The following is a 13784-nucleotide window of genomic DNA, read 5'->3' as shown; positions in this document are numbered from 1 at the left end:
TGCGCAAGGTGCTCATCGCCAACCGTGGCGAAATCGCTGTCCGCGTTGCCCGTGCCTGTCGGGATGCCGGGATCGCGAGCGTAGCTGTGTACGCCGAGCCGGACCGGGACGCGGTGCATGTGCGTGCGGCTGACGAGGCCTACGCGCTGGGCGGTGACACTCCGGCGGCCAGTTATCTGGATATGGCCAAGGTGTTGGCCGCGGCGGCGGAGTCGGGTGCGGACGCGGTGCATCCGGGGTACGGGTTCCTGTCTGAGAACGCGGAGTTCGCGCAGGCGGTGATCGATGCGGGGTTGACGTGGATCGGTCCGCCGCCGCAGGCGATCCGGGATCTGGGTGACAAGGTCGCCGCTCGTCATATCGCGCAGCGTGCGGGTGCTCCGTTGGTCGCCGGTACGCCCGATCCGGTCTCGGGTGCGGAGGAGGTCGTGGCGTTCGCGCGGGAGCATGGGCTGCCGATCGCGATCAAGGCTGCTTTCGGTGGTGGTGGGCGTGGTCTGAAGGTCGCCCGCACCCTGGAGGAGGTGCCGGAGCTGTTCGAGTCCGCGGTGCGGGAAGCGGTGGCCGCCTTCGGTCGGGGTGAGTGCTTCGTGGAGCGCTACCTGGACAAGCCGCGGCATGTGGAGACGCAGTGTCTGGCCGATCAGCATGGCAACGTGGTGGTGGTCTCCACTCGTGACTGTTCCCTTCAGCGGCGTCACCAGAAGCTGGTGGAGGAGGCCCCGGCCCCGTTCCTGTCGCCGGAGCAGAACGCGCAGCTGTACGCGGCGTCCAAGGCCATCCTCAAGGAGGCCGGCTATGTGGGTGCCGGCACGGTGGAGTTCCTGGTCGGCAACGACGGCACGATCTCCTTCTTGGAGGTCAACACCCGGCTTCAGGTGGAGCACCCGGTGACCGAGGAGGTCACCGGTATCGATCTGGTGCGGGAGATGTTCCGGATCGCCGATGGTGAGGAGCTCGGTTACGGGGACCCGGCGGTGCGGGGGCACTCGTTCGAGTTCCGGATCAACGGTGAGGACCCGGGCCGTAACTTCCTGCCCGCTCCGGGCACGGTCACGCTGTTCGCCCCGCCGTCGGGTCCGGGTGTGCGGTTGGACGCGGGTGTGGAGAGCGGGTCGGTGATCGGTCCGGCGTGGGACTCGCTGCTGGCCAAGCTGGTCGTCACCGGTGCCACCCGTGAGCAGGCGCTGCAGCGGGCGGCGCGGGCGTTGGCGGAGTTCAAGGTGGAGGGGATGGCGACCGCGATCCCGTTCCACCAGGCCGTGGTCACCGACCCCGCCTTCACCGCCGACCCGTTCACGGTGCACACCCGGTGGATCGAGACGGAGTTCGTCAACACCATCCCCGCCTACACGCCCACCGGTGTGGAGGAGGCCGAGGCCGAGTCCCGGGAGACGGTGGTGGTCGAGGTCGGGGGTAAGCGGCTGGAGGTCTCTCTGCCGGCGTCTCTGGGTGTCGCCACCGCGGCCGCTGCGGGTGGCGGTGCGCGGAAGCCGAAGCGGAAGGCGGCTCGTAAGTCGGGTTCGGCGGCTTCGGGGGACGCGCTGGCGTCGCCGATGCAGGGCACGATCGTGAAGGTGGCGGTCGAGGAGGGTCAGCAGGTCGCCGAGGGTGAGCTGATCGTGGTCCTGGAGGCGATGAAGATGGAGCAGCCGCTGAACGCGCACCGCGCGGGCACGGTCAAGGGACTGGCCGCCGAGGTCGGCGCGTCCATCACCTCCGGCGCCGTCATCTGCGAGATCAAGGACTGACACCAGGGCCCGACACGGGCTCGGGAACGAACGCCGGGGCGGGCTGGATCTCTCCAGCCCGCCCCGGCGTTTCTCGCTCCCCCGCGGGTTCGGGGGCGGGCGGCCTCAGCGATCCGTCGCCAGGTCCTGCGGAAAGGTCAGCTGACGGCTCATCCACTCCAGGGAGGCGGGCAGCTCACGCCGCCAGGTGCGGAAGTTGTGGCTGCCCTGGTCGAGGACGAGGGAGTCGGCGCGCATGGGCGGCTTGACGGCGTCCAGGAACCTCCTCGCCGCCGGGTAGTTGCCCTCGCCCTTGCGGCTGGTCGCGACGAGCACCGAGACCGGCGGGGCGGGCAGGTTCTCCAGCCGCCACACCAGGTCGTGCTCGCGCATCCGGCGCAGCCGACCGTCCCCGTCGCCGAAGAGGTCGCCGGTGGTCGGGTCGTTCTTGACCTTGAAGTCGGCGGAGAGGGCGGCCGCCGCCGTGTAGGTGCGGGGGTGGCGCATGGCCAGTTGGAGCGCGCAGCTACCGCCGGAGGAGTAGCCGAGCACGCCCCACGCACCGGCGTCGCGGCCGACCCGGTAGTGGCCCCGCAGCGCCTCCGGCAGGTCCTGCGCGAAGAAGGTCTCGGCCTGCGGGCCGCCCGGCACGTCCACGCACTGGGTGTCGCGGGGCGGGGCGATGGTCGGGCGGATCATCACCACGACGCTGGGCTGGAGCTTGCCCTTCCCGATCAGCTTCCCCGCGGTCTGGGGCACCCTCAGGTGCTGCGCCAGCAGGAAGGACCCGCCGGGGTAGCCGCTGATGGCGACGATGACGGGGAACCGCTGCCGGTCGTACTGGCGCTGGAAGTACTGGGGCGGCAGGTAGACGTACGCCGGGTTGGCCACCTGGCTGCGCCGGCCGATGATCCGCACGGACTCGACCTTGCCCACCTTCTCCGGCCGTCCCTCGGGCAGCCCGTGCACCCGTTCCAGCCCCTCCGGGCCGGCGGGCTGGACGAGGGCACCCTTGAGGTCTCCCCCGGGCCCGGTGCCGTCGCCCGCGCCCCACTTCTCCAGCGCGGCGGGCGCCCCGTCGTCGTTCCCGAGCAGCTCGTCCCAGGTTCCGTAGAACTGGAAGTTGGTGTTCACCGCCAGCGCCAGCGCGGAGACGATCGCCAGCTGGGTGACCGCGATGGAGCCGAGTCTGCCGAGGACGGCGGCCACGCCTCGGCTGGCGAACCGTGGCCACAGCCAGACGGTGAGTCCCACGCTGACCACCGCGGCCCCGGTCACGGTGTAGGCGAGCGATCGGCTGGTCAGTTCCATCATGTCGTCTCTCCACTCCGGTTCTCAGCGCCTTGTGTGATGGCGCCTGCGCGAACCGGCGTTGCCTGAGATGAGAGGACTTTCCCTTCTGTTCGTTTTATGACCCCTGTTGTTCGCCGTCGTGCCACCCCCTGGCCACTCCCGCGCGAGACGGGGCAGGCCGGGGCTCGGCACGGGCCCCGGCCGACACCGGCACACACCGGAGCGCACGGGGACGCCGCATGCCGGGTCCGCGGCGCCCCGCCCAATGGCATCCTGGACACACAGGCAGCCAGAGGAAGGGTGAGGACCGGCGATGGCGACCGAAGCGGCGCAGGAGCGCACCTCCACCGGGCGGCCGATGCGCGCCGACGCGCGCCGCAACTACGAGCGGCTGCTGGCGGAGGCCCGCACCGCCTTCACCGAGCATGGCACCGACGCCTCGCTGGAGGACATCGCCCGTCGCGCGGGCGTCGGCATCGGCACCCTCTACCGGCACTTCCCCAACCGCACCGCGCTCATGGGCGCCGTCTTCTACGGGGAGATGGACGCGCTGATGGCCCGCTCCCACGAGCTGGCCGAGGCCCCGCGGCCCTGCCATGCGCTGGTCGACTGGCTGCGCGCGGTGATCGACCACGCCAGCACCTACCGGGGGCTGGCCCGCGCCTTCCTCTCCGCCTCCGCCGACAGCTGCTCGGAGCTCTCCCGCTGCCGCCAGCCCCTGCGCGAGGCGGGCAGCGCCCTGTTGGCCCGCGCCCAGGAGGCGGGCGCGGTGCGGGCCGAGGTCGAGATCGACGACCTGATGCAGCTCACCAACGCCATCGCACTGGCCGTGGAACAGTCACCGGAGGACCCGGAGTTGGCCGATCGACTGCTGACCCTGACCTTCACCGGCCTCAAGGCCCGCTGAGCCGATCGCCGCGCCCGGACCGCCCCCGCCCCCGCCGTGGCGCCCCACCCCTCGGGGCGGCCGCGTGCGGTGCGGCCGACCCGCGTGGGCCGGCCGGCGGCCGGGGCGATCGGTGCCAGGTTGTGTCCACCCGCTCCGCCTGGGGAACGGCTGTCCACAACCTGGCTGTTCAGCGGCGGCGAGGGGCGAGATCGGCCACCCGGCCGCCGCCCTGCTGCTCCACCAGGGGCACCGTGCCGCGCAGCTGCGGCCCGCCGCCCGGCCCCTGCGGATGGGCCCGCCGCTGTCCCGGCAGCGGCATGCCCTCCTCGGCGCCCCGGCCCGGCGCATGACCGCCGCCCCCCGGCCCCAGCCGGGGTGAGGGGCGCACCGCCGGGCCGCCGTCCGCCCCGACCGCGCCCCCGGAGCCCGAGCCGGACCCCGCGCCCGGCCCGGCCACCGCGATCTGCACCCCCTGGTCGGCGAGGGCCTGGAGCTCCGTGGCGGCCCGCTCGTCGTGCGCGGGCGGCTCGTCCGTCACCAGCCGGGTGATCACATCCGTGGGCACCGTCTGGAACATGGTGTCGGTGCCCAACTTGGTGTGGTCGGCCAGCACCACCACCTCCGCGGCGGCCTGCACCAGGGCCCGGTCCACGCTCGCCGACAGCATGTTGGAGGTGGACAGGCCGCGCTCGGCGGTCAACCCGCTGCCGGAGAGGAAGGCCCGGGAGACCCGCAGCCCCTGGAGGGACTGCTCGGCACCGCTGCCCACCAGCGCGTAGTTGGAGCCGCGCAGGGTGCCGCCGGTCATCACGACCTCGACCCGGTTGGCATGTGCCAACGCCTGTGCGACCAGCAGGGAGTTGGTGACCACGGTCAGGCCGGGCACGCGCGCGAGCCGGCGGGCCAGCTCCTGCGTCGTCGTCCCCGCGCCGACCACGACCGCCTCGCCCTCCTCGACGAGCCCGGCCGCGAGATCGGCGATGGCCGTCTTCTCCGCGGTCGCTAGATGGGATTTCTGCGGAAAGCCGGACTCCCTGGTGAATCCGCCCGGCAGCACCGCACCGCCATGCCGGCGATCGAGTAGTCCTTCCGCCTCGAGCGCCCGCACGTCCCGCCGTACGGTCACTTCTGAGGTCTGGACGACACGGGCGAGCTCACGGAGCGACACGGCCCCGTTCGCCCGCACCATTTCAAGGATCAATTGGCGACGTTCTGCAGCGAACACGAAACTGACAGTAACGCCAACGACCGTCTGGTTTCAGCAGCTTGCACCAATTAGCAGAAGTTGTTCGCTGTCGAGCCTTCGAGATGGTATGGGGCGCGACCTCGAACGACGCCCGCCGGCGAACGCGCGCCGGCGGGCCGCCGCGTCACAGCTGGCTCTGCGTCTTCCGCGTGTGCAGCTGCCGGGCGACCTCGGCGATCGACCCGGACAGCGAGGGGTAGACCGTGAAGGCCTTGGCTATCTGCTCGACCGTCAGATTGTTGTCCACCGCGATCGAGATCGGGTGGATCAGCTCGCTGGCGCGCGGCGAGACCACCACGCCGCCCACGACGATCCCGGTGCCCGGACGGCAGAAGATCTTCACGAAGCCGTCCCGGATGCCCTGCATCTTGGCGCGCGGGTTGCGCAGCAGCGGCAGCTTCACCACCCGGGCGTCGATGACCCCGCCGTCGACGTCCGCCTGGGAGTAGCCGACCGTGGCGATCTCGGGGTCGGTGAACACGTTGGCCGACACGGTCTTCAGGTCCAGCGGGCTGACCGTCTCGCCGAGGAAGTGGTACATCGCGATCCGGCCCTGCATCGCGGCCACCGAGGCCAGCGCCAGGACGCCGGTGCAGTCGCCCGCCGCGTACACGCCCGGCGCGCTGGTGCGGGAGACCTTGTCGGTCCAGATGTGCCCGGACTCCTTCAGCCGGACCCCGGCCTCCTCCAGGCCGATGCCGGAGCTGTTGGGGATGGAGCCGACCGCCATCAGACAGTGGGTGCCGGTGATCACCCGACCGTCGGCCAGGGTCACCTCCACCCGGTCGCCCACCCGCTTGGCGGCCTGCGCCCGCGACCGGGACATCACGTTCATGCCGCGGCGGCGGAACACGTCCTCCAGCACGGCGGCCGCGTCCGGGTCCTCGCCCGGCAGCACCCGGTCCCGGCTGGAGACCAGGGTGACCTTGGAGCCGAGCGCCTGGTACGCGCCGGCGAACTCGGCACCGGTCACACCCGAGCCAACCACGATCAGCTCTTCGGGCAGCTCGTCGAGGTCGTAGACCTGGGTCCAGTTGAGGATGCGCTCCCCGTCCGGCAGCGCGTCCGGGATCTCCCGCGGATGGGCCCCGGTGGCGATCAGCACCGCGTCGGCGGTCAGCGTCTCCTCCCGGCCGTCCGCCGCCTGGACGATCACCTCTCGGGTGCCGTCCGGGGACTGGGTCGGCACCAGCCGCCCGCGGCCGCGCATCACCCGCGCGCCCGCGCGGGTGACCGAGGCGGTGATGTCATGCGACTGGGCGAGCGCGAGGCGCTTGACTCGTCGGTTCACCTTGCCCAGGTCCACGCCGACCACGCGGGCCGCCTGCTCCATCGGCGGGGTGTCATCGGCGACGATGATCCCCAACTCCTCGTACGAAGAGTCGAAGGTCGTCATGACCTCGGCCGTGGCGATCAACGTCTTCGAGGGCACGCAGTCGGTGAGCACCGACGCCCCGCCCAGACCGTCGCAGTCGACGACGGTCACCTCCGCGCCGAGCTGGGCGCCGACCAGCGCCGCCTCATAGCCGCCGGGTCCGCCACCGATGATCACGATCCGAGTCACGTACTCCATTGTCCCGCACCCATCAACACCGCTCCGCTCGGGGTTGGCGGTAGCCCTGCGTGGCTCCGCGTAGCGCTCCGTAGGTTCCTCCACCGGCCGCCACGGGGACCACCGGTACATGTGTCATGCGAACCGACATACGAGTCATCCGGCGATCGGATGTCCGTATTCCATGCGAATCGCACTACGAGCCTGCCACCCCACCTGCCATTCCGCTCCACTCCCGTACCCTCGGAACCATGTCGCTCTACGCCGCGTACGCCGGCAACCTCGACGCGCGGCTGATGTCCCGCCGCGCACCGCACTCACCGCTGCGCGGCACGGGATGGATCACCGGCTGGCGGCTCACCTTCGGCGGAGAACAGATGGGGTGGGAGGGCGCGCTCGCCACCATCGTCGAGGCGCCCCGCTCCCAGGTGTTCGTCGCGCTGTACGACATCGCCCCGATGGACGAGGAGTCCATGGACCGCTGGGAGGGCGTCGGCCTCGACATCTACCGGCGGATGCGGGTCCGGGCGCACACGCTGGAGGGCGACGAGGCCGCCTGGGTGTACGTGCTCAACGGCTACGAGGGCGGGCTGCCGTCCGCCCGCTATCTGGGGGAGATCGCCGACGCGGCGGAGTCGGCGGGCGCGCCGCACGACTATGTGATGGAGCTGCGCAAGCGCCCCTGCTGAGGCCGTCCGTCGAGAGCGCGCCACGCCACGCCGTCGGCCGCGCCGGGCGCGCCGGGCCTCGTCAGGGCCGTCCGCACACGCCCGCCTACGCCTTGCGCGCGGGGCGGGCGCCCGGTCACCGGGCGTGCGTGATAAAGACAACGATCCGGGCACTGCTTCAACGAAGGTCTACGCGCGTAGGAGATTAGCGGTTACGCTCGTCCGCGTGAACGCTTCAGTTACTTCGGACATCCAGGGCGACCCGTACGCCGCCGCCGACGCCGCCGCCGCGCGACTGCGCGAGCTCACCGGTGCCGAGACCCACGACGTCGCCCTGGTCATGGGCTCCGGCTGGGTCCCCGCCACCGACGCCCTCGGGGCGCCGGAGCACGAGTTCCCGGTCACCGAGCTCCCCGGCTTCCCGCCGCCGGCCGTCGCCGGCCACGCGGGCACCATCCGCTCGTACAAGATCAATGACAAGCGCGTGCTGGTCTTCCTGGGCCGCACCCACTTCTACGAGGGCCGCGGCGTCGCCTCCGTCGCGCACGGCGTGCGGACCGCCGTCGCCGCCGGGTGCAAGACCGTCGTCCTGACCAACGGCTGCGGTGGCCTGCGCGAGGGCATGCGCCCCGGCCAGCCGGTGCTGATCAGCGACCACATCAACATGACGGCCACCTCGCCGATCGTGGGCGCCAACTTCGTGGACCTCACCGACCTGTACTCGTCGCGGCTGCGCCAGCTGTGCCACGAGGTCGACCCGTCGCTGGAGGAGGGCGTCTACCTCCAGTTCCCCGGCCCGCACTACGAGACCCCGGCCGAGATCCACATGGCCCGCACCCTCGGCGCGGACCTGGTCGGCATGTCCACCACCCTCGAGGCCATCGCGGCCCGCGAGGCCGGTGCGGAGGTGCTCGGCATCTCCCTGGTCACCAACCTCGCCGCCGGCATGACCGGCGAGCCGCTCAACCACGAGGAGGTCCTCCAGGCCGGGCGCGACTCCGCCGCCCGCATGGGGACCCTGCTGGCCCAGGTCCTGGACCGCATCTGACGGCCACCCCGGATCCGGATCCCGAGGACCGTTCCGACCGGATCTGATCCCACGCCCAGCCCGGCACCGGCAGCCCATCGCGGAATCGCTTGACCCAGAGCATGTATCGGGTCAGGGGATTCGGCGGTGGGCTTCTGTTCCGGCCGCCGGGCGGCGGGCGCACGCCTGGGGCACCGTATGAGTGAGGGACATCCGCTCCGGGCGCCGGGCCCACCGCCCGCCGCACCCCGACCCGTGCACGCACCGCACCCGTATCGCCGACCCTCCGGAGGAGCCCCGTGGAGTCCGAACTCATCGCCCGCGCCCAAGCCTGGCTGGCCGAGGACCCCGACCCCGACACCCGCGACGAGCTGGGCAAGCTGATCGCGGCCGGGGACGTCGACGAACTCTCGGTGCGCTTCGCGGGCACCCTCCAGTTCGGCACCGCCGGGCTCCGCGGCGAACTCGGCGCCGGCCCGATGCGGATGAACCGCTCCGTGGTCATCCGGGCCGCGGCCGGCCTCGCCGGTTACCTCCGCAAGCAGGGCCACGCCGGCGGCCTGGTCGTCATCGGCTACGACGCCCGCCACAAGAGCGCCGACTTCGCCCGGGACACCGCCGCCGTGATGGTCGGCGCCGGCCTGCGCGCCGCGCTGCTGCCCCAGCCGCTGCCCACCCCGGTCCTGGCCTTCGCCATCCGGCACCTGGGCGCGGTGGCCGGCGTCGAGGTCACCGCCAGCCACAACCCGCCCCGCGACAACGGCTACAAGGTCTACCTGGGCGACGGCTCGCAGATCGTGCCGCCGGCCGACGGTGAGATCGCCGCCGAGATCGCCGCCGTCGCCTCGCTCGCCGACGTGCCGCGTCCGGACGCGGGGTGGGAGACGCTCGGCGACGACGTCGTGGCCGCCTATCTGGCCCGCACCGACGCGGTGCTCAGCGAGGGCTCCCCGCGCGACGTACGGGTCGTCTACACCCCGATGCACGGCGTCGGCCGGACCACCCTCACCGCCGCCTTCGCCCGCGCCGGCTTCCCCGCGCCGACCGTGGTGGCCGCGCAGGCCGAGCCGGACCCCGACTTCCCCACCGTCGCGTTCCCCAACCCGGAGGAGCCGGGCGCGATGGACCTGGCCTTCGCCACGGCCCGCGAGGCGAACCCGGACATCGTGATCGCCAACGACCCGGACGCGGACCGCTGCGCGGTGGCCGTGCCGGACGCCGCCGTCGAGGGCGGCTGGCGCATGCTGCGCGGCGACGAGGTGGGCGCGCTGCTCGCCGCCCACCTGGTCCGCAAGGGCGCCGCCCGCGACGGAGAGGGCGGTACGTTCACGACCACGATCGTCTCCTCCTCGCTGCTCTCCCGCATCGCGGGCGCGGCGGGCGCCCCGTACGAGGAGACCCTGACCGGCTTCAAGTGGCTGGCGCGGGTCGACGGCCTGGCCTACGCCTACGAGGAGGCGCTGGGCTACTGCGTCGACCCGGGCGGCGTCCGCGACAAGGACGGCATCACCGCCGCCCTGCTCGTCGCCGAACTGGCCGCCGGCCTCAAGGCCGAGGGCCGCACCCTGACCGACCTCCTCGACGACCTCGCCGTCGAGCACGGTCTGCACGCCACCGACCAGCTCTCGGTGCGGGTCCAGGACCTCTCCCTGATCGCCTCCGCCATGCGCCGGCTGCGCGAGCAGCCCCCGACCGAGCTGGCGGGGCTGGCGGTGGCGAGCGCCGAGGACCTGTCCCGGGGCAGCGCGGCCCTGCCGCCCACGGACGGCCTCCGCTACCACCTCACGGGCTCGCCCGAGCGGGGCGTCCGCTCCGCCCGCGTGATCGTCCGCCCCAGCGGCACCGAGCCCAAGCTCAAGTGCTACCTGGAGGCCGTGGTCGAGGTGGCCTCGACCGACGCCCTGGCCGCCGCCCATGCCGAGGCCGAAACCGTCCTCTCGGCCCTGAAGACGGACCTGGCGAGCGCCGCGGGCATCTGACGACGCGACGCCGGAAGGGCCCGGTCCGGTACCTCCGGACCGCGCCCTTCGCCATGCGGCGCGGGCACGGCGGCCCGCCCGAGGATCGCGGGCGCGCCCCGGGCGAGGACCGGGGTCGGCCGGACCGGAGGCCGCCACAGCACATCGGGCCGGAGTCCGCCACGGCGCATCGGGCCGGACCGCCCGTACGGGTGGATCCCGTACTGCACCTGTCGCAGCCTCCCGGGCCGGGGTCCGCGGGACGGGAGACCCTGGGGCCAGGTCCCCCGCTCAACTCCCCGGCCCCAGGAGGCGCGCCTTGGCCCCGTACGCCTCCCCCGCGGCCTCACCGGCGCCGCAGGTGACCACCGTGCCGCCGCCCCGTCCCCGAAGAACCGCCCCGCTCCGCCGCGCCCTGCGCCACGCCGCCCCCGCCCTGCTCGGCTACGCCGCCGTACGGCTGCTGGGCATCGTCGTCCTCGCCAAGTGGGCGCACCTCAAGGGGCACGGCCTCTGGCCCCAGCTGGCCGACAAGTGGGACTCCAAGTGGTACCTGCGCATCGCCGACCACGGCTACGACCACGTCCTCACCGGCGCCCGTGACAGCTGCAACCTGGCGTTCTTCCCGCTCTACCCGGTGCTGGTCAAGGCGGTCGCGGGAGTGACGCCGGGCTCCCGCGCCTCCGTGGGCCTGCTGCTCTCGCTGGGCGCCTCGATGATCGCCGCCTGGGGCGTCTTCGCCGTGGGCGACCGCCTCTACGGCCGCCGCACCGGCGTCCTGCTGACGGTCCTGTGGGGCGCCACCCCGGTCGCCCTCGTCCAGTCCATGGGCTACACCGAGTCCCTCTTCACCGCCCTGGCCGCCTGGTCCCTCTACGCCGTCCTCACCGAACGCTGGCTCTGGGCCGGCACCCTCTCCCTGCTGGCCGGCCTCACCCGCCCCACGGGCATCGCGGTGGCGGCGGCCGTCCTGACGACGGCGGCGCTGACGCTGTGGCGGCGGCGCAGAGACGGGCCACGGGCGAAGGAACGCGCTCCGGCCCCCGGGCGCGTCCTGCTGGGCGCGGCGCTGGCGCCACTGGGCTGGCTGGGCTACATCGGCTGGGTCGGCGTACGCCTGGGCCGCTGGGACGGCTACTTCGCGGTGCAGCGGACCTGGACCAACGAGTGGGACGGCGGCGCGGACACCCTCCGCGAACTGCGCACCATCCTCGCCTACCAGCCGCGCCCGCAGATGTTCCTCGTCGTCGTCTCCACCGTCATCATCGCCTCCACCGCCCTCTTCCTCGTCTCCCTCACCCAACGCCAGCCGCTTCCCCTCCTCGTCTTCACCGGCGTCCTCCTCCTCATCGTCCTCGGCAGCGGCGGCGTCTACTTCCCCCGCGCCCGCTTCCTCCTCCCCGGCTTCCCCCTCCTCCTCCCCATCGCCACCGCCCTCACCACCGCCGCCCCCCGCACCCGAACCATCCTCCTGGGCACGGCCGCCCTCTCCTCGGCGTACTTCGGCGCCTACATGGCCCTGGTCTGGCCGAGCGCGCCGTAGCGCCGGCCGTCAGCTCGCCGTAGCGCCGGCCGTCAGCCCATGGCCAGCAGGACCGCCAGCACCACGATCCCCGCGCCCGCGGGGCCCAGGACCTCGTAGGCCCAGCGGACCTCGGGCTCGCCCTGGGCCTCCGGGTGGGTGGCCTGGGTGTCGGCGAGCTCGCGGAGGTCGGCGATGGCCTGGTCGGAGGGGGCTCGCAGATCGCCGTTGCCCAGGTCGTGCTGGGCGGTGGTACGGCCCGTGGGGTCCTCCGCCGCGGCGCGGCTCTGCTGGCGGGCGGCCCGCTTGCGCTGGCGCAGCGAGACCGGGATCGCCCACAGCTGGTACTTCGCGCCGCCCGCCAGCACCTCGCTGGAGTAGCCGGAGCGGACCCCCTCCACCGAGGCCCAGGGCAGGGTGATCGTGCGGAAGGGGTTGCGGATCCGGAGCCGGTCGCGGCCCGCGAAGACGGCCGGGCGCAGGGTGAAGGCGACGATCAGCGGGACCGCGAAGAGCAGTCCGGCCAGCGCCAGCCAGGGGGCGCGCCCCTCGCCCTGGACCACCGCGTCGCCGCCGAGCCAGGCGCTCAGCGCCAGCAGCAGCACCCCGCCCGCGATGCCGCCCGAGGAGCGGAAGACGCGGTCGGCGTACGGGGCCTCGTCGGGGGCGGAGTGATCGGAGTCGTCCGGGCTCGTCATGGGCCCGATTCTGCCCGACGGCCTGACCGTGACCCCTGTGACGGATGTTGCGGTACGACAACGACCGCTCACCCATCGACACCCCGTCAGATTGCGGTAGGAACGCGGAACGGCATCAAATGAGCGGCACCCCGCTAATAGTGGCAGCGAGGGGGTGACAGGAAGCTACGCGCGTAGATATGCTCACCTGGTGACCATGCCCACCACAGTTCCCGCATACGGCAAGGACGCCGCGGAGCGACTGGCCGCGATGGCGGACGTAACCGCCAACGAGGCCGCGCTGCGCCGCTTCCTGCACGGCCTGCCGGGCGTCGACGCGGTCGGTCTGCAGGGCCGGGCCGCCAGCCTCGGCACCCGCTCCATCAAGACCACGGCGAAGGCGTACGCCATCGACCTCGCCATCTCGATGATCGACCTGACGACCCTGGAAGGCGCGGACACCCCCGGCAAGGTCCGGGCGCTGTGCGCCAAGGGCGTCCACCCCGACCCCACCGACCGAGGCGTTCCCAAGGTCGCCGCGATCTGCGTCTACCCCGACCTGGTGGCCACCGCCAAGGAGGCGCTGCTCCGAGGCGGCGCCCCGGAGATCAACGTCGCCTCCGTCGCCACCGCCTTCCCGGCGGGGCGGGCGGCGCTGCCGGTGAAGCTGGCCGACACCCGCGACGCGGTGGCGGCCGGGGCCGACGAGATCGACATGGTGATCGACCGGGGCGCCTTCCTCACCGGCCGCTACATGTCCGTCTTCGAGGAGATCAAGGCCGTCAAGGAGGCCTGCCACCGCGAGGACGGCACCGCCGCCCATCTGAAGGTCATCTTCGAGACCGGCGAGCTGCAGACCTACGACAACGTCCGTCGCGTCTCCTGGCTGGCGATGCTGGCCGGCGCCGACTTCATCAAGACCTCGACCGGCAAGGTGGCCGTGAACGCCACCCCGCCCGTCACCCTGCTGATGCTGGAGGCCGTGCGCGACTTCCACGCCGCCACCGGGGTGCAGGTCGGCGTGAAGCCGGCGGGCGGCATCCGCACCACCAAGGACGCCATCAAGTACCTGGTGATGGTCAACGAGGTCGTGGGTGAGCAGTGGCTCAATCCCGACTGGTTCCGCTTCGGCGCCTCCAGCCTCCTCAACGACCTGCTGATGCAGCGCCAGAAGCTCAGCACCGGGCGCTACTCCGGTCCCGACTACGTGACGGTGGACTGA

At 72.6% G+C, this 13784-nt stretch carries 11 protein-coding genes; 7 read left to right on the top strand and 4 right to left on the bottom strand.

Features of this window, described 5'->3' with window-relative positions:
• A partial coding sequence (locus CD790_RS24305; protein WP_144385447.1) for a biotin carboxylase N-terminal domain-containing protein occupies positions 1-1751 on the top strand: 1751 nt, incomplete at its 5' end.
• A 105-nt stretch (positions 1752-1856) separates the two neighbouring features.
• Here the strand turns inward: CD790_RS24305 and CD790_RS24300 are convergent.
• On the bottom strand, positions 1857-3041 hold the full coding sequence (locus tag CD790_RS24300; protein ID WP_144385468.1) for an esterase family protein: 1185 nt from the start codon (positions 3039-3041) through the stop codon (positions 1857-1859).
• A gap of 295 nt (positions 3042-3336) precedes the next feature.
• Between CD790_RS24300 and CD790_RS24295 the strand changes: the two genes are divergently transcribed.
• Positions 3337-3930, top strand: coding sequence for a TetR/AcrR family transcriptional regulator (locus CD790_RS24295; RefSeq protein ID WP_144385446.1), 594 nt, complete (start codon positions 3337-3339; stop codon positions 3928-3930).
• Between the two features lie 169 nt (positions 3931-4099).
• Here the strand turns inward: CD790_RS24295 and CD790_RS24290 are convergent, their stop codons facing one another.
• Positions 4100-5101 carry a DeoR/GlpR family DNA-binding transcription regulator gene (locus CD790_RS24290; protein ID WP_399218144.1) on the bottom strand — a complete coding sequence of 334 codons (1002 nt, stop codon included), beginning with the start codon at positions 5099-5101 and terminating at the stop codon, positions 4100-4102.
• Between the two features lie 181 nt (positions 5102-5282).
• On the bottom strand, positions 5283-6731 hold the full coding sequence (locus CD790_RS24285) for an NAD(P)H-quinone dehydrogenase (protein ID WP_144385444.1): 1449 nt from the start codon (positions 6729-6731) through the stop codon (positions 5283-5285).
• A gap of 230 nt (positions 6732-6961) precedes the next feature.
• Here CD790_RS24285 and CD790_RS24280 point away from each other — a divergent pair, with 230 nt between their 5' ends.
• From CD790_RS24280 to CD790_RS34820, 4 genes are all read left to right on the top strand, one after another.
• The gene (locus CD790_RS24280) at positions 6962-7399 is read left to right on the top strand and encodes a gamma-glutamylcyclotransferase (RefSeq protein WP_144385443.1); all 438 of its coding nucleotides are present in this window, start codon (positions 6962-6964) and stop codon (positions 7397-7399) included.
• 205 nt (positions 7400-7604) lie between these two features.
• On the top strand, positions 7605-8426 hold the full coding sequence (locus tag CD790_RS24275; RefSeq protein ID WP_144385442.1) for a purine-nucleoside phosphorylase: 822 nt from the start codon (positions 7605-7607) through the stop codon (positions 8424-8426).
• A gap of 278 nt (positions 8427-8704) precedes the next feature.
• Positions 8705-10384 carry a phospho-sugar mutase gene (locus CD790_RS24270; protein WP_144385441.1) on the top strand — a complete coding sequence of 560 codons (1680 nt, stop codon included), beginning with the start codon at positions 8705-8707 and terminating at the stop codon, positions 10382-10384.
• Positions 10385-10682: 298 nt separating this feature from the next.
• On the top strand, positions 10683-11906 hold the full coding sequence (locus CD790_RS34820) for a hypothetical protein (protein WP_186319204.1): 1224 nt from the start codon (positions 10683-10685) through the stop codon (positions 11904-11906).
• Between the two features lie 32 nt (positions 11907-11938).
• Here CD790_RS34820 and CD790_RS24260 read toward each other — a convergent pair whose 3' ends face one another.
• Entirely contained in the window at positions 11939-12583 is a 645-nt protein-coding gene (locus CD790_RS24260; protein WP_144385440.1) for a PH domain-containing protein, read from the bottom strand.
• Between the two features lie 196 nt (positions 12584-12779).
• On the opposite strand from CD790_RS24260, the gene deoC reads away from it, so the two are divergent.
• Positions 12780-13784, top strand: a complete 1005-nt coding sequence (deoC, locus tag CD790_RS24255) for a deoxyribose-phosphate aldolase (protein ID WP_186319206.1) — start codon at positions 12780-12782, stop codon at positions 13782-13784.

Source organism: Streptomyces sp. SAJ15, from assembly GCF_007595705.1.
Classification (GTDB): Bacteria; Actinomycetota; Actinomycetes; order Streptomycetales; family Streptomycetaceae; genus Streptomyces.
The sequence above is the reverse complement of the archived record's forward strand: the minus strand, read 5'-3'. Positions and strand labels throughout refer to the sequence as shown.

Bases quoted from the DNA above. Each gene is read 5' to 3' on its own strand.
- deoC (WP_186319206.1), top strand. From the start codon at position 12,780: ATGCCCACCACAGTTCCCGCATACGGCAAGGACGCCGCGGAGCGACTG.
- CD790_RS24285 (WP_144385444.1), bottom strand. From the start codon at position 6,731: ATGGAGTACGTGACTCGGATCGTGATCATCGGTGGCGGACCCGGCGGC.
- CD790_RS24280 (WP_144385443.1), top strand. From the start codon at position 6,962: ATGTCGCTCTACGCCGCGTACGCCGGCAACCTCGACGCGCGGCTGATG.
- CD790_RS24260 (WP_144385440.1), bottom strand. From the start codon at position 12,583: ATGACGAGCCCGGACGACTCCGATCACTCCGCCCCCGACGAGGCCCCG.
- CD790_RS24295 (WP_144385446.1), top strand. From the start codon at position 3,337: ATGGCGACCGAAGCGGCGCAGGAGCGCACCTCCACCGGGCGGCCGATG.
- CD790_RS24290 (WP_399218144.1), bottom strand. From the start codon at position 5,101: ATGGTGCGGGCGAACGGGGCCGTGTCGCTCCGTGAGCTCGCCCGTGTC.
- CD790_RS24300 (WP_144385468.1), bottom strand. From the start codon at position 3,041: ATGGAACTGACCAGCCGATCGCTCGCCTACACCGTGACCGGGGCCGCG.